This window comes from Streptomyces europaeiscabiei (assembly GCF_001550375.1).
Taxonomy (GTDB): Bacteria; Actinomycetota; Actinomycetes; order Streptomycetales; family Streptomycetaceae; genus Streptomyces; species Streptomyces europaeiscabiei.
On sequence record NZ_LRTR01000837.1, the window covers coordinates 45,022 to 62,748 of the forward strand.

The 17,727-nt window shown below is 67.8% G+C and carries 13 protein-coding genes and 7 pseudogenes; 12 read left to right on the forward strand and 8 right to left on the reverse strand.

From position 1 onward, the window contains the following. Positions 1–79 precede the first annotated feature (79 nt). On the forward strand, positions 80–253 hold the full coding sequence (locus AWZ10_RS54750) for a hypothetical protein (RefSeq protein ID WP_240439335.1): 174 nt from the start codon (positions 80–82) through the stop codon (positions 251–253). Between the two features lie 115 nt (positions 254–368). Here AWZ10_RS54750 and AWZ10_RS42565 read toward each other — a convergent pair whose 3' ends face one another. Continuing rightward, positions 369–758 (reverse strand): hypothetical protein, encoded by a 390-nt coding sequence (locus tag AWZ10_RS42565; RefSeq protein ID WP_046707013.1) that lies wholly within the window; start codon positions 756–758, stop codon positions 369–371. A 71-nt stretch (positions 759–829) separates the two neighbouring features. Between AWZ10_RS42565 and AWZ10_RS42570 the strand changes: the two are divergent. The 3 genes and pseudogenes from AWZ10_RS42570 to AWZ10_RS42580 form a co-directional block, all read left to right on the forward strand. After that, positions 830–1,408 (forward strand): annotated as a pseudogene (locus tag AWZ10_RS42570) (transposase); the annotation flags it as partial. A gap of 550 nt (positions 1,409–1,958) precedes the next feature. Beyond that, complete coding sequence (locus AWZ10_RS42575) at positions 1,959–2,918, forward strand: hypothetical protein (RefSeq protein ID WP_234360955.1); 960 nt, start codon at positions 1,959–1,961, stop codon at positions 2,916–2,918. Next, positions 2,912–3,889 (forward strand): hypothetical protein, encoded by a 978-nt coding sequence (locus tag AWZ10_RS42580; protein WP_046707011.1) that lies wholly within the window; start codon positions 2,912–2,914, stop codon positions 3,887–3,889. The genes AWZ10_RS42575 and AWZ10_RS42580 overlap by 7 nt, the downstream gene beginning before the upstream one ends. Before the next feature lie 350 nt (positions 3,890–4,239). Here AWZ10_RS42580 and AWZ10_RS54755 read toward each other — a convergent pair whose 3' ends face one another. From AWZ10_RS54755 to AWZ10_RS42595, 3 genes are all read right to left on the reverse strand, one after another. After that, positions 4,240–4,665, reverse strand: coding sequence for a hemerythrin domain-containing protein (locus tag AWZ10_RS54755; protein WP_319328793.1), 426 nt, complete (start codon positions 4,663–4,665; stop codon positions 4,240–4,242). A gap of 218 nt (positions 4,666–4,883) precedes the next feature. Next, the gene (locus AWZ10_RS54760; RefSeq protein ID WP_060893807.1) at positions 4,884–7,016 is read right to left on the reverse strand and encodes an eCIS core domain-containing protein; all 2,133 of its coding nucleotides are present in this window, start codon (positions 7,014–7,016) and stop codon (positions 4,884–4,886) included. Positions 7,017–7,273: 257 nt separating this feature from the next. Next, positions 7,274–7,660 carry a barstar family protein gene (locus tag AWZ10_RS42595; protein WP_060893808.1) on the reverse strand — a complete coding sequence of 129 codons (387 nt, stop codon included), beginning with the start codon at positions 7,658–7,660 and terminating at the stop codon, positions 7,274–7,276. A 580-nt stretch (positions 7,661–8,240) separates the two neighbouring features. Between AWZ10_RS42595 and AWZ10_RS42600 the strand changes: the two genes are divergently transcribed. Continuing rightward, on the forward strand, positions 8,241–9,002 hold the full coding sequence (locus AWZ10_RS42600) for a LamG domain-containing protein (RefSeq protein WP_060893809.1): 762 nt from the start codon (positions 8,241–8,243) through the stop codon (positions 9,000–9,002). A 314-nt stretch (positions 9,003–9,316) separates the two neighbouring features. Here the strand turns inward: AWZ10_RS42600 and AWZ10_RS42605 are convergent, their stop codons facing one another. Further along, complete coding sequence (locus tag AWZ10_RS42605) at positions 9,317–9,505, reverse strand: hypothetical protein (protein ID WP_046702748.1); 189 nt, start codon at positions 9,503–9,505, stop codon at positions 9,317–9,319. A gap of 353 nt (positions 9,506–9,858) precedes the next feature. Here AWZ10_RS42605 and AWZ10_RS54765 point away from each other — a divergent pair. Beyond that, positions 9,859–10,112, forward strand: a pseudogene (locus tag AWZ10_RS54765) (helix-turn-helix domain-containing protein); the annotation flags it as partial. 221 nt (positions 10,113–10,333) lie between these two features. On the opposite strand, the pseudogene AWZ10_RS55620 reads toward AWZ10_RS54765, so the two are convergent. Further along, positions 10,334–10,595, reverse strand: a pseudogene (locus AWZ10_RS55620) (hypothetical protein); the annotation flags it as partial. A 517-nt stretch (positions 10,596–11,112) separates the two neighbouring features. Here AWZ10_RS55620 and AWZ10_RS42610 point away from each other — a divergent pair. Together AWZ10_RS42610 and AWZ10_RS42615 are read left to right on the forward strand one after the other, a co-directional pair. Continuing rightward, positions 11,113–12,072, forward strand: coding sequence for a 5'-nucleotidase (locus tag AWZ10_RS42610; protein WP_060893810.1), 960 nt, complete (start codon positions 11,113–11,115; stop codon positions 12,070–12,072). Positions 12,073–12,386: 314 nt separating this feature from the next. Continuing rightward, a pseudogene (locus tag AWZ10_RS42615) lies at positions 12,387–12,599 on the forward strand (DUF4436 family protein); the annotation flags it as partial. A 200-nt stretch (positions 12,600–12,799) separates the two neighbouring features. On the opposite strand, the gene AWZ10_RS42620 reads toward AWZ10_RS42615, so the two are convergent. Beyond that, the gene (locus AWZ10_RS42620) at positions 12,800–14,587 is read right to left on the reverse strand and encodes a helix-turn-helix domain-containing protein (RefSeq protein ID WP_244172749.1); all 1,788 of its coding nucleotides are present in this window, start codon (positions 14,585–14,587) and stop codon (positions 12,800–12,802) included. Between the two features lie 383 nt (positions 14,588–14,970). On the opposite strand from AWZ10_RS42620, the gene AWZ10_RS42625 reads away from it, so the two are divergent. The 3 genes and pseudogenes from AWZ10_RS42625 to AWZ10_RS53270 form a co-directional block, all read left to right on the forward strand. Then, positions 14,971–15,429 (forward strand): hypothetical protein, encoded by a 459-nt coding sequence (locus tag AWZ10_RS42625; RefSeq protein WP_234360958.1) that lies wholly within the window; start codon positions 14,971–14,973, stop codon positions 15,427–15,429. A gap of 478 nt (positions 15,430–15,907) precedes the next feature. After that, positions 15,908–16,330 (forward strand): LLM class flavin-dependent oxidoreductase, encoded by a 423-nt coding sequence (locus tag AWZ10_RS42630; RefSeq protein WP_205576255.1) that lies wholly within the window; start codon positions 15,908–15,910, stop codon positions 16,328–16,330. 65 nt (positions 16,331–16,395) lie between these two features. Beyond that, positions 16,396–16,503: pseudogene (locus AWZ10_RS53270) on the forward strand (transposase); the annotation flags it as partial. 230 nt (positions 16,504–16,733) lie between these two features. Here AWZ10_RS53270 and AWZ10_RS42635 read toward each other — a convergent pair. Continuing rightward, a pseudogene (locus AWZ10_RS42635) lies at positions 16,734–17,028 on the reverse strand (zinc ribbon domain-containing protein YjdM); the annotation flags it as partial. 5 nt (positions 17,029–17,033) lie between these two features. Between AWZ10_RS42635 and AWZ10_RS54770 the strand changes: the two are divergent. Continuing rightward, positions 17,034–17,727: pseudogene (locus AWZ10_RS54770) on the forward strand (hypothetical protein); the annotation flags it as partial.

Below are 17,727 nucleotides of genomic sequence, written 5' to 3' on the forward strand. Positions count from 1 at the left end.
CGCCCTGGTCCACGAGCTCCTGGCCCATGGCCACTCCCGCCGGGCGATCGTCCGACACCTGGGCTGGGGCCTCAACACCGTGCTCCGGTACGCGCACGCCGCACGCTGGCAGGACACCATCCGCGAGAACCGCCCCCGGCCCAGCCGACTGGACCCCTACAAGCCCTACCTGGACCGGCAATTCGCCGCAGGGTGCACCAGCGTCACCCGACTGCAAGGCGAGATGGTTGCCGAGCGGGCCCCCGTCTCCTAGATGATCAATTCCAAGGGATGCCTGCGGAGGGTCTGGGGTGGGCGGCGGCCGAAGCCACCGCGAGACGGTCAGGCGGCGGGCTGCCGGCCCTGGTTGTCGAGGTGGCAGCGGGCGGTCAGGCGTCAGGGTCGACTTCGGGGTGCGTGAACCGCACGGGCTTGCCCAGCGACCGGGCGTAGGCGATTTCGGCTCGGGTGCTGTCTCCGACGTAGTCGCCGACTACGAGCACCTCATCAGCGAGCCGGATCTTCGCCCGGTGCAGATCGTCGAGTCGAACCTTCAGCGCCTCGGCCTCGACAGGATCGGACCAAAGTTCATGCGGCGACTTCATGTCACAGCCCGGTTTGACGACAATCTTTCCGGCTTTGGTCTCCCGCAGATCGGCCTCGTGCATCTCGGTCATGAAGCGGGTGGAGCCGCAGATCACAACGATAGGCGGGAGGCTCAACAGCTTCTTCGCGTCGGCGAGCTTCTCCTCGGGGGTGAGTAGTTGCGGGTATGACACGGGGTTCCTCCTGGTGGTGTGGTCCAAGGGGCGCCTGCGGAGACGAGAACGAGGGTGTCCAAGATCGCTTTGTGACGAACGATGTGGACACCCTCGCGACAGCACTCTATGCGGCGGCCGATGACATGCTGAAGGAGCATCCCGACCTGGCGCCGTGGCGCCCGCCGGTCGGCATTACGCTCCGACTGAGCGATGCCGAACTGGTCACCCTCGCCACGATGCAGGCCATACTCGGCTACACCTCCGAGGCCACATGGCTCCGCCATGCCCGTGCCCACCTGCGCCACCTCTTCCCCTGCCTGCCCCCGCGGCCCGGCTACAACAAGCGGCTGAACAAGGCCGCCGGTCCGATGCGAAGCGTCAACCGGATCCTGGCCACCACCTCGGTGTGGAGCGACGACGTATGGGTCGCGGACTCCACCCCGGTGGAATGCGGCCGCTCCCGCGAGACCGTCAAACGCTCCGACCTGGCAGGTTGGGCCGAATACGGCTACTGCGCCAGCCACAGCCGCTTCTTCTGGGGCCTGCGCCTGCACCTGGTCTGCACTCTTCACGGCCTGCCCATCGCCTTCGCCCTGACCGGGGCCAAGGACGACGAACGCGAGACCCTTAGTGAACAAGGCCGCAGGACACGTCAGCGACTTCGGCGAGATACTCACCGACCGCCTCGGCTCCACACTCCCCACCTGGATCGACGCCGTCGGGCACGTCAAGATCGATCATTGTGGACCCAGCCGTCTTTCGTTCGAACGCTGGGATGACGCTCCGCGACGGCTCCCCAAGATCTGTGCCAGAACCGAGTCCTGGCAACACCCGGGGCTTTCCGGCGGGCGCCTGAGGGTGCTCTGCGGGGAAGCGGGGGCGATGGCGCCACCGAAACCCAAGGCCAACCCATGCGCGGCGATCCGCCGTGATGCCCGGGCGGGGATGTCCTGCCGGGCCTTGATGTGCGACTACGAGCACGGTGCCGGATTCCGTACGGCAAGGCGGCGTTGGCGTCGGTGTGGCCGCAGGACAGTGCGCTTCTAGACGGAAGTCATGCGCTCCTGGACGAAAGACGGATCCCCGACCGTCGGCTGTCCCTCTAGCGTCGACCGGACCGATGACGACCCGGAACCCTGAACCACCACGCAGAGGATCCTCATGCCCGTAATACCTGCTTCTGCCGTACTGCCGCGGTTTCGGCACCGCTGGGCGGCCGTGGTCGGCCTGCTGGTGCTGTCCCCGATCAGCGCGGAATACCTCATCGGCTACGGCGAAAGCACTGGTCGGCCGCTGGAGCTGCTGGCGGGCCTGCTCATCCTCGCGCCGCTCTACGGAACCGTCGCGGTGCTCATCCGCGAAATCACTCGGCGCACCGGTCGCGGCTGGCCGACGATTCTGCTGTTGAGCGCGGCCTTCGGGGTCATCCAGGCCGGTTTGATCGACCAGACACTGTTCGACAATGAGGTCGCCGCCGATGACCCCGACTGGGCGACCCAGGCGTTGGTCACCCTCATCCCGGGCCTGGGGGTCGATGCGGCGAGCCTGCTGAACTATGTCGGGGGGCATGTGATCTGGAGTTTCGCCGCTCCGATCGCTGTGGTCGAATCCTGTGCCCCGCGCATCGCGGACCGGCGGTGGCTGGGCCCGGTCGGTGTCGGCGTCATGGTGCTGCTGTGGGCGCTGAGCGCCGCGCTGATCTTCAACGACACGGCAGCGGACTCCGGCGCCGGAACGGCGCAGCTGATCGGCGCCGCAGTGGTGGCCATCGTCCTGATCGCCGCCGCGTTCACCGTCCGGCCTGCGAGGACCCAGTCGTCTGCGAAGGCGCCGCCATGGTGGCTGGTAGGCGGTGTCACAGGGGTCGCATGGTGTGCCAATCAACTGCTGTCGGCGACCTGGGCGGGGGTCACGGTGAACGTGGTCGCGATGGTCGTACTCGGCTGGCTACTGTTGCACTGGTCGCGCCGCCGGGGCTGGGGCCGTCGACACGTACTCGCCGTCGCAGGCAGTGCCCTCGTAGTCCGCGCCGGGCTGTCCTTCCTGGTCGAACCGCTCGGCAACAACGTGGACGGCACGGTGAAGTACGCGGTCAACGCCGTGATGCTCGGTGGAGTCGCAGCCCTTCTCCTCCTGGCCGCCCACCGTCTGCGTCGACAGGAGCCGAGCGCATGCTGACTGTCCGCGGCATCTCCTACCTGGTCGGCGAGGCGAGCACCGATGACGTGCGGCGGGATCTGGAGGTCATCGCCGGGGACCTGCACTGCACCACGGTGATGCTCGTCGGGGGCGGTAAGCGATTGATCGATGCCGCCCGCATCGCCCTCGAGACCGGTCTCGGCGTCTACATCCGGCCAGGCGTTCCCGAGCTGCCTCAGCCGAAGCTGCTGGAGCACCTGGACGCCATCGCCGAGGCGGCCGAAGAACTTCGCCGCGAACACCCGGACCGGGTGACGCTCCTGGTCGGCAGCGAGTTCTCCCACACCGTGCCCGGCATCGTCCCCGGACCTCGGTCGTTCCTGCGCCTGAAGCTCATCGTGCGTTTCCACCGCGTGCTGCGGCGCAGGATCGACCGGCGGCTCCACAGGCTGCTCACCACCGCCGTGATCACCGCGCGGCGTCGCTTCGGCGGGCCGGTCACCTACTCTGCGGCCGGGTGGGAACACGTCGACTGGTCGCTGTTCGACCTGGTCGGCGTCAGCCTCTACCGCTCCGGCCGCAACCACACCACCTACACAGACCGCCTGCGCAGTCTGGTTCGCGACCACGACAAGCCCGTTGTCATCACCGAGTTCGGGTGCGGTGCCTTCACCGGAGCCGACCAGCGGGGAGCCGGTTCCTTCTGGATCGTCAACTGGTTCGCCGTACCCCCGCGCATCCGCGGCGACCATCCCCGCGATGAGGCCGTGCAGGCCCGCTACCTCGGTGAACTCATCGACCAGTACGACGCGGAGGGCGTGCACGGCTGCTTCGTGTTCACCTTCGCCATACCCGACTTCCCGCATCACGATGATCCTCGTCTCGACCTCGACAAGGCCGGCTTCGGGGTCGTGGCGGTGACCGGCGACGGTGCGTGCAGGCCCAAGGAGGCGTTCCACGAGGTCGCGGGGCGCTACGGCGACATGGCCGTGGAGGGAATGACCGAGTGAGATGAGCGGCCAGGTCGCCCACACCGAACCTGCGAACGAGCCACGCGAACACCACACCTCAAACCAGCGACGCGGACCCAGGACCAACCTCGCAGGGCACCTGGAGCACCAGCGTTGCTACTCCTCATCGATATCTCGGGCCATGTGATGGCTAAGTGTTGCCCGGACCGTCGACTAGCGTTGCCCACTCCCACTCCCACTCCCAGAGCCACGGTGCCCGCGTCGGCGGCGCTCATCGGTATCAGTACCGACGGACGGGCGATCGCTGTCGGTCGACATCGACGCCGCACCCCACGTCCTGGTCTGCACCGGCACCGGCACCGGCGGCGGCACGACCAGCCTGCGCACCATCACCGCCCAGTTCGGCAACATCCGCCGCAGCCCGTACGAAGTCGCGGACGCGTTCCGTGGTGTTCCCTTCCAGCCAGACCGGTCCCCGTTCGATCGGCTGTGCGTCGTGCAGAGGCACATAGGCCACGTCCGGCCGAGGGTAGTAACGCCGGGAATGTTCCTTCGAGCGAGCGCAGCACCGGGCGCAGCTCCGGATGCGCGGCTGCGACGGCCGGAAACAGGGTGCGGTCTTCGCCTTGGTGGTGGCCGTCGAGAGCCGTGCAGAAGCCATGGCAGTACAGCAGAAGTTCACGGGTGGCCGCGTTGCCGGGGGTGCCGTCTGCGAGGGAGGCGCGGGTCACTGACAGCGCTTCCCGTAGTCGGTGGTGCACCCGACGGAGTTCTTGGCTCCAGGCAACGAGCCTGGTCGTCTCACGCTCAGTCACGCGAGAACGAAGGGTGCGACCCGTGCATCGTCGGCCTCCTTCGATTCGGCGCCTCCATGCCTGACACGGTCTGCCACCGGCACGCGACGCTTCCCAGACACTACCGCGCCTGCTGCCCCGTCGGCATCACCGCCGTCCCGCACGCCGACCGTGCCCCGCGTAATACCTGATGAGTGCCCTAGTGAGCTGCGGGAGCCGCGTCCTGGCTCGCTGCCACGCTACGGTTTCCCGAAGTGTTTCCTGGCCTGCGTCTTGCCCAGGGAAGTGAGGACGAGCCCCTGCCCGTTGATCTGCACGAGGGGCTTCGGATTCTTCGCCGTCAGCACAGCCATGCCCGCTTCCAGTTCGGCTGTCGTAAGTTCCAGCCTTGCGGCGAGATCTGCGTTGCCGGACTCCTGATTGAACGCAATGCGTATCGGCACATGGAGTTTGGCCATGATGGCCAGCGCGTGCGGGTTCTGCACCCACTGCGGCCTGGCGGCTGTCTGCTCCGCCGCCTGCGGCAGCGTGTTGACGGCTGAGGCGGACGACGGACTGGCCTGATCCAGGCCCTTGAACGCGCGTTCGCCGTCGTTCTTCCAGTACTCGGCCGCCTTCGTCTCCTGGTTCGTACGGTAGCGGTCCAGGGTTTGCCGGATCAGGTCCGTGTAGTTGGTTCCGGTCACCGGGTTGCGAGGTGCCCGGTAGGGGTTGTACGTGACACCGAAGTTGGCCGCCATATCCATGACGAAGTGGTAGCGGTGGATGTCGGTGAGGTCCCGGCGATAGTCCGTGTACCACAGAGCCATCAGCGCGTAGGCGATGCTCTCCTTCATCTGCGGGTCCGCGCCGGTGACATGGGCCAGCTTCATGAGCTTGCCCGTGGTCCGCGAGGGGCCGAGCGAGACTGGGAAGCCGAGCCGGCCCGCCGTGTTGACCTGTGCGTTCCTCTGGTTGGGGGTGGCCTTGTCGCCGCGGAAGGTCTGGTCGACCGGCTGCCGGTCGAGTTCGGGGCCGGTCCCCGGGCCGACGCCGTCGAGGGTCCAGCCGGGCAGGTTCCTCTCGGCGGAGGGGTTCTCGTCGCCCTTGAGGACGTACCCCTTGAACTCCTCCTGTGTCACCGTGACGTGGTCCTCCATCCCCTCGATCTTGTAGAGGATCTCGGCGACGTCGTGGATGGCGCTGATGAGCGTGGCGAACTTCTCCGGCTGGGGATCGGCGAGGATGCCGGCGAGCGTCTTCTCGCCGAAGTCGACGAAGGGCAGGTACAGGCGGCAGAGGGCGGCCAGTTGCGCTGTGGTGAAGTCGAGATGGCCGGCCAGTTCCTCGCTCTCCTTGCGCCGCTCCGCGAGCCATGGGGAGAGGTGGGTCCCGATGAACTCCGCGAGTTTCTCACGGATCTTCTCGTCCAGCGCGACCGATTCCGATATCTGCTTCTCGACGTCGGCCACGGGCAGCGCCCTGACCCGGTGCAGCACGGCGGAAGCGGCTTCCTCGTCCGTTTTGTAGTGGCGCCACAGGGCGTCCTTCGCGTCTTGTGGACGAGAGGTGCCGTTCGCCGGCGGGTTGCTCTGCTTGGGCGCGTCCATCCATTCCTTGAGCACCTGGATGATGGCGGGCCTGTTCTCCCGGTCCTCCCAGGCACCGGCCAGCGGGGTGTTCCGCACACCGAGGAGAATCTTGCTGTAGGTGGTCTCGGCGTCCTGCTCGCTCGCGGACTCCTTGACCTTCTTGCCCAGCGTCAGCACCCGCTGTACCGCGGGCTGTCCCGAAGTCTGCCCGCCGCCATCGGCGGGCGCGTCGACGGCCGCACCGCGCGGTGGGCCGCTCATCACCCGCGCGGCCGTGGCCTCGGCCTCCCGCTCGAAACGGTCGGACGGGTCGGACAACCGTGTGCCGTCGCCCGTGTCGGTGCCCGAAACCGGGCCGCGCCGTTGCTGGATCACATGGGTCAGCTCGTGCGCGAGCGTGTGCTTGTCCGCCCCGCCAGCCCCGATCACCACATGGTTGCCGGACGTGTAGGCGCGGGCACCGATCTCCGCCGCCGAACGCTGGGCGACAGTGTCGTTGTGCACCTGTACGTCGCCGAAGCCGGCGCCGAGGCGTGCCTCCATCTCCTTGCGCAGAGGGGTGTCCAGCGGCCGGCCCGCCGACCGCAGGACCTCATGTACGGCAGAGCGCTGCACTGCGGGGTTGTGGCCGCAGTGCGCGTCGTGCGTGTGCCGCTGCTGTTCGACGGCCCGGGCCACCGCGGCGTTGCCTGCCAGGCGTTGGAGTGCCAGGAGTGTGGCGGCGGGCCCCGGGGGCTGGCCCGTACGCCGCGCGGAGTCCGTCGTACGGGCTTTGCCGCTCCTCTGATCCTGCGCGCGCACCGGGATCCCCTCCTCGCGAATACAACTTCTCATCAGTACCGGCCGGACCGCACGTGTGAAAGGACCCGGAGGGCAGTCATGAAGGCAGACATGAGGGCACCCGTGCGGGCCTCGGGCTCACGCGCTGCGGACCTTCCGCAACGACCGCTGCGCGGTCCGGCTGCCCTCCCCGCCTGACGTGACCCGGTCCGGCTCAAGGAGAGGCGAATCAACTCGTCCATCGGTCAACTGGCGGTGCGGCGCGTCCCTGTGCCCTGTCACCAGAGTCGCAGGACGCCGGGAGCGCGATCGTCGAAGATCTCGATCAGCCAGTCAAAGACAGTGGTTCCGCGTTCTTCTCTCGCTGCGGCAAGGTCGGCGCTGACCGAAGGGCGGTTCGAGGGGTGGCAGCGTGACAACCGGATCTCCGACTGGCGAGCTGTCTCTGGGTGGCCGAGATGCTCGCGAGACACCTGGTGGTCGCGCCATTCGACCACATAGTCATCGTCGTCGGGCGCTCCGAAGCCGCCGCTGAGACAGTCCGCCAAGGCGTCGAGGTTTCGACCGAAGTAGCCACCGGGGCCGTTGATCGCCTCGCCGATGACTCTCCAGAAGTCGCCCAGCGTTCTGATCTGTGTGCCGTCCAGCACATATATCGGTGTCACGGCTCGCAGGATACGTGCGAGTCCGTGCCGTCTGCGCGCGCACAGTGCAGCTGCCAGGCGCGCTGGGTACCGCACTCTTCTCGTCGGAGTCCGGCTGGTGGGTTTTCGTCCAGCAGGCGAGCATCTGCCGCCAGGTGAGCCTGTACGGCGGCAGGGGATCGGCGAACACCGGACAGGTGTCCGCGTGGCGGACGATCTCCACATCGCTGTTCACCGCGTCGCAGGTCGGGCCGAGGAGCCGCTCGATGCGGTCCCGCCTGGCAGGGGCTGCCCTTGCCGTCGGTCCCGGGCGAGACGAAGTCGTCGTGCAGCAGCCGGTTCAGCGCGACGGACACGTCAAGTTCGGTGTGACCGGCCGGCGGACCGAACCGCAGGGATGCGGGAGTCCATCGGAGGATCTCCTTGATCGTCCACCGCTACTCTGCCGGCCTGCCCGAATAGGACGTCTACATCAACGGCGGAATCGCCCGAGTGGACAAAGATCGAGCTTTGGCACAGCAGATACACCCGTCCGGGTTGTCTTTTCCATGGATTCATCAGCATTTGCATGGCGACGTCATCTGCGGAGCAGCATCCGTGCATGGAGAATCCTGCATGCGACGGAACACCGTCGGCAGAGGGGATTTTGGCTGGGCCTGAGGTCGTCTTCACGGCGGACTTCGCGTCTACCCGTCAATGGGTGGCAGGGCGTTCGTGGGCGTATCCGAACGGCGGACCGGTCAACCCTGGCGACAACAAACTGGACTACCTGACGGCGGACCCCGCGTACAGCCGCTCGGGCACCTTCCGTGCCACCCTCCGCAAGGACGGCCTGTGGGACACGGGCCTGCTCACCACGGAGGGGAGCGAGGAGGCTTTCACCGTCCGCGCGGGGGATGTGCTCGAGGCACGCGTCAGATTGCCGTACGAGGCCGGGGCGTGGCCGGCCATCTGGACCTGGCGGGACGGCGACCAGGAGATCGATGTCTTCGAGTACCACCCCGACAACGCCGACCTTCTGGAGCTGACCAACCACGTCCGTGGCGCCAACCTCTACTATCGCGACCCCGCTGTCCGTCCGGGCGCGTGGGTCGACCTGCGCGTCGAGTTCGGCCCGAGGTCCGTGATCTGGTGGGTGAACGGCAGCAGGGTGTTCGCCGACCGCCGAGGCGTGGGACGTTCCTGGCACGCCTACCTCATCGTCAACCTGTCGGTGTGCGCGGGCCGTTATCACCCGCCACCGGCTCCCCACGTCAAGGAGATGTCGTACGAGGTCCAGCACCTTGTGGTGCGACGGCCTGCCGCGCTTTTGGAGGCACTGTCCGACGAGTCCGAGGCGGTGGCCGACGGCGACGGACCGTGAACCTGTGGACGAAGGCGATATTCCGCAGGTGCTGGTCGTGAGCCGACCATGAAGTCCTGGGCCAGTCCCACTGGAGCACGAGGAGAGTGTGCCTTTGGGATGCGGCAAGGCAGAACGCGTGCAGGGCATTGAAGTGCCCCGGCAGGTACTTCCATGGGTCACCGACGATCTTGTCCGTGCCACGACCGATCAAGGAAGCGGCCTCCGTGTCGTCGGTCGGCAGACCGGACAGGCTGGCCAGCAGGTCGATGTGACCGAGCAGTTTCGGAAGCATGGAGCCGGAGAGCAACCATCCCGAACTGTGAGCCGCCAGGTCAGTCACCGGCCTTTTTGTCGAACCATCCGAGCGACCGGACGACGGACGCGCCGATAAAGAGGATGCCGAGAGGAACGATCGTGAACCAGGTGGCATCGGCTTTCATGGCCGCGAGCAGGGCGATGGCGCCGATGGCCAGCGCCAGGAGCACGAGCATGCCCAGAAAGACACGAATCTTGGAAACCAACGGAGGACTCTCCCATGTTCAGCCGGGCTCTATTGACTAGACAGCGTTCGCAACCCGTTGGGCCCTTGGCGACGATTGCCCATTAGGGAGGCAGCAAGCTCCCCGGCGTGACACCACGGCTCCGTTGGGAAGCTCATGGGGCGAGTCTCCCAACGCTGCCTTCCGGAGGCGCCAGTAGAACTACGTAATCGAATACGTAGGTTCACCGGCCGAGGCGGGGCCAAGCAGCGGCCAGCCGTACAGTGAGCCGTTTCCAATCTCATCTGTCGGATGGGCAGTTGGCCTGACGGACGGGTGAAGCCCCTGGTAGATGGGTTTTCGACCAGGAGAACCGTCTCCACCAGAGGCTTCGTATGTTTGTCTGCCCGTCCGGCGTCGACGTGTCCAGCTCTGTCCTGCGCTCCTCACTGCCCGCCTGAAAGAACACCGTCGTGTTCTCGGCACCCGCTGGCGGCGCCTGAGCGGGGCCGACAGGCCCTGCTTCCTCTCGCCCACCTTCCGCACCGGTCAGCCGTATGCTCAACTCGCGGCTGGTTTCAGGATCGGCGCCACCACCGTCTACCGCTACGTCACCGAGGCAGGTCATAGCCGACCCCAAGTGGCACCTGCTGGGGGCTTCACCGGCCCGGGCCGGTGCCTTCCATGAAGGCTTTGGGAGGCGGTCCTGAGGGACTACCTCTTGCGGGTGGAGGGCAAGTCTCGACTGAGATGGTCGTTCCAGGGATGCCGCCTTCAACGCCGCCGGATGGACCGTCATCCGGGAAGCCTCCTGATCTGAGGTCTCGCCGCTGGCCGGGCAGCCGTCGCTGCCCACCTAGGCGCGCTGACGGCCGAGGGCCGTACGGTGAAGTAGGCGGACAGCGGGGCGGCCTTCAGGCGTGCGCCTGCCAGCCTCGTGCTTCAGGCCGGCGCGGCGAGTGGCGGCGATGTCGGCCACGGGCGCCGGGTTTTTCGGCGGCCATATCGAGGTCCTGGCTGGGGCGGCTCACGAGGCGGTGCGCCCGCACGGCGTACCCGCCGGTGAGGTCCAGTGGATATGGGGAGCCGAGGGCGATCACATCCTCAGGAGCCGCGTGTGCCGCGCCGTCATGTCTGTCACGCGGCTGCCCGGGTGGGGGAGGCGAGTTGGGGGAAGGCGTCCTCCCATACGGTGCGCGCGGTGCGGCCGACGGGGGTGTGCAGCACCGGCCACAGCTGGAGGGGCAGGTCCTGGTTGAGGCACCGGGGCAGGTCGTTGTGCAGGCCCTCGTGCAGGACGGTGTGGGTACAGACCCATGCGCTGCCGAGGCTTGCCCAGGTCGTACCTGCTCATCCCGGACCGGCCCAGGTGTAGCGGCAGCTCTACGACTCCGGCAGACGACGCCGAAATTCTCCCGGAACAGCGCGAGGTCCTCGGCGACCGCGCCCGAAGGGTTGCTCGGCGCGGGTGCGGGGTGCTGTGACTCCGTCCCTGTATGCCCGGTCGCCGACCGGGCAGTTCAACCTGCGCGGCGAGCCGCTCCACCCCTTGCCCCATAGAGAGAGCGCCCCGTCTTCGGCCGCCCTCGTGGCGCGCGGCGACGTGCCATGATTGGGGCACATGTGCGAATTGGTGGCGGGAGGATGCCATGGTCGCCTACGAACTCAAGGACCGCCTGGTTGTCGGTATCGCCTCCAGTGCACTGTTCGACCTGGCGGAGGCGGATGTCGTCTTCCGTGATCAGGGAGAGGAGGTCTACCGCGCCTACCAGGAGGAGCACCTGGACGACACGCTGGACAAGGGTGTCGCCTTCCCCTTCATCCGCAGGCTGCTGTCCCTGAACGACCTCTCACCCGGGGACCCTTTGGTCGAGGTCATCATCCTTTCCCGCAACGATCCCGACACCGGGCTGCGGGTCATGCGGTCCATCCAGTCCCACGGCCTGCCGATCAGCCGGGCCATCTTCATGCAGGGCCGCTCGCCCTACCGCTTCATGCCCGCCCTGAACATGTCCCTGTTCCTGTCCGCGAACGAGGACGACGTCCGCGAGGCCGTCGCGCTCGGGCTGCCCGCCGGCCGGGTGCTCGGCCCGGCCGTGGCAGACGAGGGCGATGACCAGGATCTGCGGATCGCCTTCGACTTCGACGGGGTCATCGCCGACGACGCCTCGGAACAGGTCTATCAGACCGACGGCATCGAGAGCTTCCGCTTCCACGAGGCAGCGAACGCCGCCACCCCCCACGACCCGGGGCCCCTGCGGGACTTCCTCGCCGGAGTCAACCGGCTCCAGCGGCGCGAAGAAGAACAACGGGCAGTAGACGCCGAGTACAAGATCCGCGTCCACGTCTCCCTCGTCACCGCCCGCGACGCACCCGCTCACGAACGCCCGGTGCGCAGCCTGAAGAACTGGGGCGTAACCGTCAACGACGCCTTCTTCCTCGGCGGCATAGACAAGAGCACGATCATGGAGGTCCTCAAGCCCCACATCTTCTTCGATGACCAGGTCGGCCACCTGACCGGCACCGCCCGCAGCACGCCCAGCGTGCACGTCCCCTTCGGGAAGATAAACGAACCGGCCCTCCCGGCACCCGGGCAAGCGCAGCAATGAGCCTCGCCCCGGACCGAGTCCGAGCCGCGAAACGCTCACGACGCCAAGGCCGACTCGCACCTGTGCGTCCGCGATGAGGGTGGATCTGGCGTTTCCCCTGTAGGCGGCCGCCTCGATCCGTTGGCCATGTCTCACGGCCGCAGAGGCCGACAGATGACCGACGTGTGCCGACGTGCCCCCTCGGTGGGGCGAGGACCATGGTGTTCCGGCGTCACCGACGACAGCAGCCGTACCGGCCTGGTGTTGAAGGCCGACACCGCCGGGGCCTGCATCCGCCACCATGGAGGATGCAGCAGGCTCCGGCCGTTTCTGCAGAGGGCCTGGTCTGGCCCGGGCTCGCCTGGATGGCCGCCACCCTGTTCGCCCTCGCCGCGTTCCGCAACACCGCCCCCGGCACGCCCCCGATCGGCTGCGTGCTGGACTGGTTCGCCTTCCTGTGGGCCGAGAGCATCATCGCCCTCTGCCTGATCACCGTGGTCATCACCGGCGTCAACAAGGCCCTCCAGCAGGACACGCCGCCCACGTAATGGCTACGTACGCCGCACTGGGCCGGCCACGCCCACGGTCAGGCGCACATGGCGGCACGCCAGGACCTGAGGCGTGTCTACGGACATCCGTCCGGGCTGAGACGTCCGTCTGCGCGACGGGGCGCCAGGCGGTGGTGACGGCAGCGCCGAGGCCGAGGAGTTGATCCGCACGCTGGCCTCGCTCGCCTGACCGGGACGGTTCACGGCGTAGAGCTCTCCGGGCGTTGTTCGAGGAGGATCGGCTGCTCGGTGATCCTGATGGTGTCACCGGGCTGTACGGCGGTCACCGTGCCGTCGAGCCGGTGCACGAAGGCGAGGCCCGGTTCGGGCGTGGTCATGGCGGTGCCGGAATCAGTCCAGCGGACGATGGCCTCGTGACTCAGCCGGGACTCCGTCACGGTGAACCTGCATTCCCACACGTTGTCGCCGAGGCCTGAGGCCAGGCCGTGGCCGCAGGAGTGGATCCGGGCGTGGGCGAGCCATCGTTGCAGTTGCTCGACCGCCAGCGCTGCCTGTGTCGGCGCGCCGCCCTCGGCCTGCAGCACGATGGGGATCTTGGTACCGCCCCAGTTGTAGAAGTACATGCGCTCGACGTTGGCGTTGCGTGCGTACAGTCCCACGAGGTAGAAGCGCACCGCGTAGTCCGCGGCACGGCGGCGGCTCAGGGGTTTCTGGAGAGGGATCTCGTACATGGTGCCGGTGTTCCACAGACGTGGATGGACCCCGGCGTGATGCAGTATGCGGTCGACGGTGCGGGTGAGCGCGAGCATGGTCTCCGGAGGATCGGAAGCCGTGCGCTGGTAGAGCTTGATGCCCGCGACATCGCAGTGGCGGTATCCGCCGAGTTCCGCGAAGCGCTTGAGAACGTGGACGGCATCCGGCTCCCACAGGCGACCCATGCCGGGACACACGACGGTCGCCTTCGGGTCGGCGGCCCGGATCGTCCGGCTGGCTCTGCGGACCATCTCGACCAGTGTCTCCACGCTGCCGTTGTAGAACCGGGAATCGTTCGCAAGCACCCACAACTCGTACGCCTCGATGCGGCCCTGATAGCGATGGACGAGGGCGCGCACGAAGGCGTCCCAGTCGGCGAGACGGTCAGGCGGCGCGGCCCGGGAACCGTCGGCATAGGGGCCGACCGGGCCGTCCGGACTGGCCCACCGCGGGGTGCCGCCCATGACGAACAACGCGGGCAGGCCGGCCCGCTCGGCACCACCGACCAGCCGGTCGAGGACGGTCCAGTCGAACTCCCCGCGTTGGGGCTGGATGTTCGACCAGCGTGTGTCGCTGTCCCAGAGACGCACGGCACCGGTCCGGAACGACGGCATGGTGCCCGTGGTGCTGTTGATGGTGACGCCGAAGAGGGTGGACCGTACCTGGGCCGGGGCGCTCACCCAGGCGGGGCCGGGTATCCACTGCTCCGATTTCCGTGAAGAAGCACCACGGAGGGCAGGGCTGCTGCTCGTTGCGGTCACGGCCACCAGGAGGGTCACCAACGCGGCCGAGAACACGAACAGCAGCGAGCGTCTTCGATGCCTTGGCGCACCGTCGGTGGGCCTGGCGGTCGGCGCGGGTCGTGCCCTTGGTGCGGGTGGTGCGGGTGGTGCGGGTGGCGGCATGCTCGCGGGCGGGCCAGCGGTGGGGGAGCCCGGTCCGGTGAGGGCGGGGACGCCGGGCCGCTCGGGTTCCTGAAGGATTTCGTCCGGGACGTCTGCCGGGGCGTCGGACGCGGCCATCCACAGCTGGTACAGCGCGGCCATCTCGGTCTTGTTGGCGTTGCACGCCTTCGCTATGCGCTCGATCGTGGCGAAATCCGGCGGCACGATCTGTCCGGTGCAGTACCGGTACACGGTGGATTTGCTCGCACGGACGCATTGGCCGATCCACTGATAGCTGTGCCCACTGCGCTGCTTGAGGCCTTCGAGGAGGGCCCCGAGCTGCTTGCGGTGCGACGCCTCGGCCATGTGCTCCCCCGGGTCTTCTGCCACAGCATCGGTCTGGTCCAGGACTGCCCCCCAGCAGCCGTGCGCACAGTATGCGCCACCGTCAGACGCCAGTTGGTCACGGTCGAACCCCGTCCATCGGCGTACGCGGGTCGCGCATCGGGGCCCCTCACTCCGGCAGAGGCGTTCCAGAGCTGCGCGTTCTCCCAGTCCAGAGCATGGACCGCGTTCCAGGCGTGCCAACTTGCCGTGCCGCTCTTGTCCTTCGGTATCCGGCCACCGAAGATCTTCCTCGCCGGGCGAACCGGTGACGGGGGACAAGCACCACGGCACGCTGCCGCGCTGACGACGCCCGAACCCGTCCGTCCCGAGCGGAGACTCTGCAGAACGTGCTGCAGGACGCCGGGACATCCAGGGAGGGAATCCTGTTGAGGAAAGGCTTCGTTTACGCGGCGCTGGTCACCATGGCCGCAGCGGCGATGAATCTGACCACGCTGACCGGCCCGGCAGCGGCGGACACCTGCCCGACCCCCGGTTGCGGCGGGGAGGTCGACAACAACACCGCCTACTACGTGTCCATCTCCAACTGCTGGGCCGACTCCTACGGCACGTGGGAGGACGGCGACAACCTGCCGTGCCACGGCAATCCGGTGCGGGTGGGCAACGTGAGGAACGCGCGGGTCTGGCTGTCCCCCGGACAGCGGGAGGACAACTACTCGTCCTTCTATGACACGGATGCCGTGAGGTTCCCGGCGGACTGCAAGACCTACTACCACTGGTGGGGCCAGCCGAGGGAGTGGCACTCGGTGGACCGCCGTGGCAAGGGCACCACCTGGCGGAAGATCACCAGCGCCGACCACTTCTACTTCGACCGCATCGTCTGCTGAGTCGGTGCCGTGATCGTACGGCGGGGCCGAGGCCGCGATCCCGTTCCCGTTGGGTCCGCAGCTGAAGTCCCGCCGGACAGCCGTCCGGAGACGCGGCAGATCTCAGCGCGCGTGTGGACGACCGTCAGGAGCGCCCGCCTCGATCGTGTACAGGGCCGTGATCACGCCGCCCCCCGGACGACGCCGGCGCCAGGTGCACGGTGGCATCGGTCTCGTACGGGTCGCCGCAGCTCACGTGGTCGTTGACGTCGAACGGCGCGTTCTTCTTCGCCGCCCTCGCCTGCACCCTCGTCTGCTACCGCAGAATCACCAAATGAGATGATTTCCTACGGCCGAGGGCTGTCCGAGCCCTCTGGTGCTGGGAGTCGGTTCCGCCATGTGTCGCGCCGACATCGCCGGGTTCCTCGTCTCCCAGCTCACCAACGCCCGTTACCGGCGGGCGATGCCCGCCATCAGCAACTGAAGCCAGGACCCCGCCATGACCTTCGAAGTCGGCGACTACTCCTTCGGTAACTCCCCGTGCCTGCTCGACGGCCGCCGCGTCCCCACCGCCCAGGCCCTCCGCGATGTGCTGGAGGCCGTCAAGGTCGCCGACGAGGTGGGGCTGGACTCCTTTGGGGTGGGCGAGCGCCACAGGTGGGCGATGTCGCTGTCCTCGCCCACCTCGATGGTCAACGCCGCTGCGGCCGTCACCCACCGGATCAAGCTCAGCACGGCGGTCACTGTCCTGTCGACCGACGCTCCGGGCCGGGTGTTCCAGCAGCTCGCCACCGCCGCCTCCCTGGCTGCGGGAGGCATCGAACTGGTCGCCGGACGTGGCTCGTCGACGATCACCTCCCGCTGTTCGACCACGACGAGCACGACTACGACATGCTGTACGCCTCCCAACTCGCCCTGCTGATGGCCGTCAACGCCGGCGAGAACGTCACCTGGCAAGGCCCGCACCGCAGACGGCCCCTGCTGCAACCACACTGGCCGCCGGAGAGGCGCCGCAGGGCCGAGCAGGCCCTCATCAACGTGGTCGCCACCGCCCACCTGCTTGGCGTCAGTACTCGCCGGGTCGAGAAGCTCATGCTGCCTGTGACGGCTCGGCCGGGGAGAAGAAGACGTACCGCGCCCGAGCCGTCTTCGGTACGCATGGCCGGCCGGTCACAGCGCCCCACCGTGAGACCGTCCGCTCTCACCCGATCGGTGGCGGGGCCGTTCCCCCTCTTGGAAGCACCAACGCGCGAGGCGCGGCTTCCGAGGGAGGCGGCGAGTGACGGCGGGCGGGTGCGACGTCGGTCTGTGCAGAGGTGTTTGGGTCAAACCTCCCTGACCACGCTGGACTTCAGTTGCATGGGGTCGAAACCGTCGATCCTGCAGTCGATGTCGTGGCCGTCCACGCCGTCCACGAGGCGGATGTCGCGCACCTTGGTGCCTGCCTTGATCCCTGCCGGGCTGGCTCTTGACCTTCAGTGCCTTGACCACGGTGACGGTGTCGCCGTCGGCGAGGACGTTGCCGACAGCGTCCCTGATCATCTTGCCCTCGCTGCCACTTGCGGGCTCCGCGGACGCGGGCGACCACTCGTGGCCGCATTCGGGACAGATCAGGAGCGCGCCCCGTGACGAGTCGGCGGCTCCTGCGGCGCCTCGCCGTTTCCCTCACCGTCCGGTGGGCGCTGATCGCCCTTGTCCTCTGGCTCGTGGGCCAGGCGCTCGACCGGTCCGCACTCCATTACGAGAGTCTGACGCGATCGCCGTTCCACGTCGTCACGCTGTTCCCTTTGGCCACGCTGTTGCTGTCCGCAGTCGCGGATGAGGGGTGCGCAGACGGCGCAGCCCCCGGAGGAACGGGAACGAACATGCAGAGTAGTGGTCAGCACCGCACAGGCCAGCCTGCCGGGACGCGCAGCGGTCACCGGGCGAAGTCCAGGACACGGCGGATCATGATCGGTGGCGGGGCTCTCGCCATTGCCGGGGCGGCCACGGTGGCCGTGTCCCTGGCCTCGGCCAGTCAGTACTCCGGGAACGCTGCCGGGGCCGACCATGCGGTCTTCGTCCAGGGCAACGAGCTGGATGGCAACGCCATCCACGTGTTCGCGCGGGGTGACGACGGCAAGCTCAGTCCCTCGGGGACCTACGCGACCGGCGGCAGGGGCGGAGATCAGGTCGATGCCCCCACCGACTCGCTCGCCTCCCAGGGCTCCCTCGTCTACGACGACACGTCAGGCATGTTGCTGGCGGTCAACGCGGGCAGCAACACGGTGACCTCGTTCCGCGTCGAAGGACGCAAGCTGACAGACCGGAAAGTCGTCG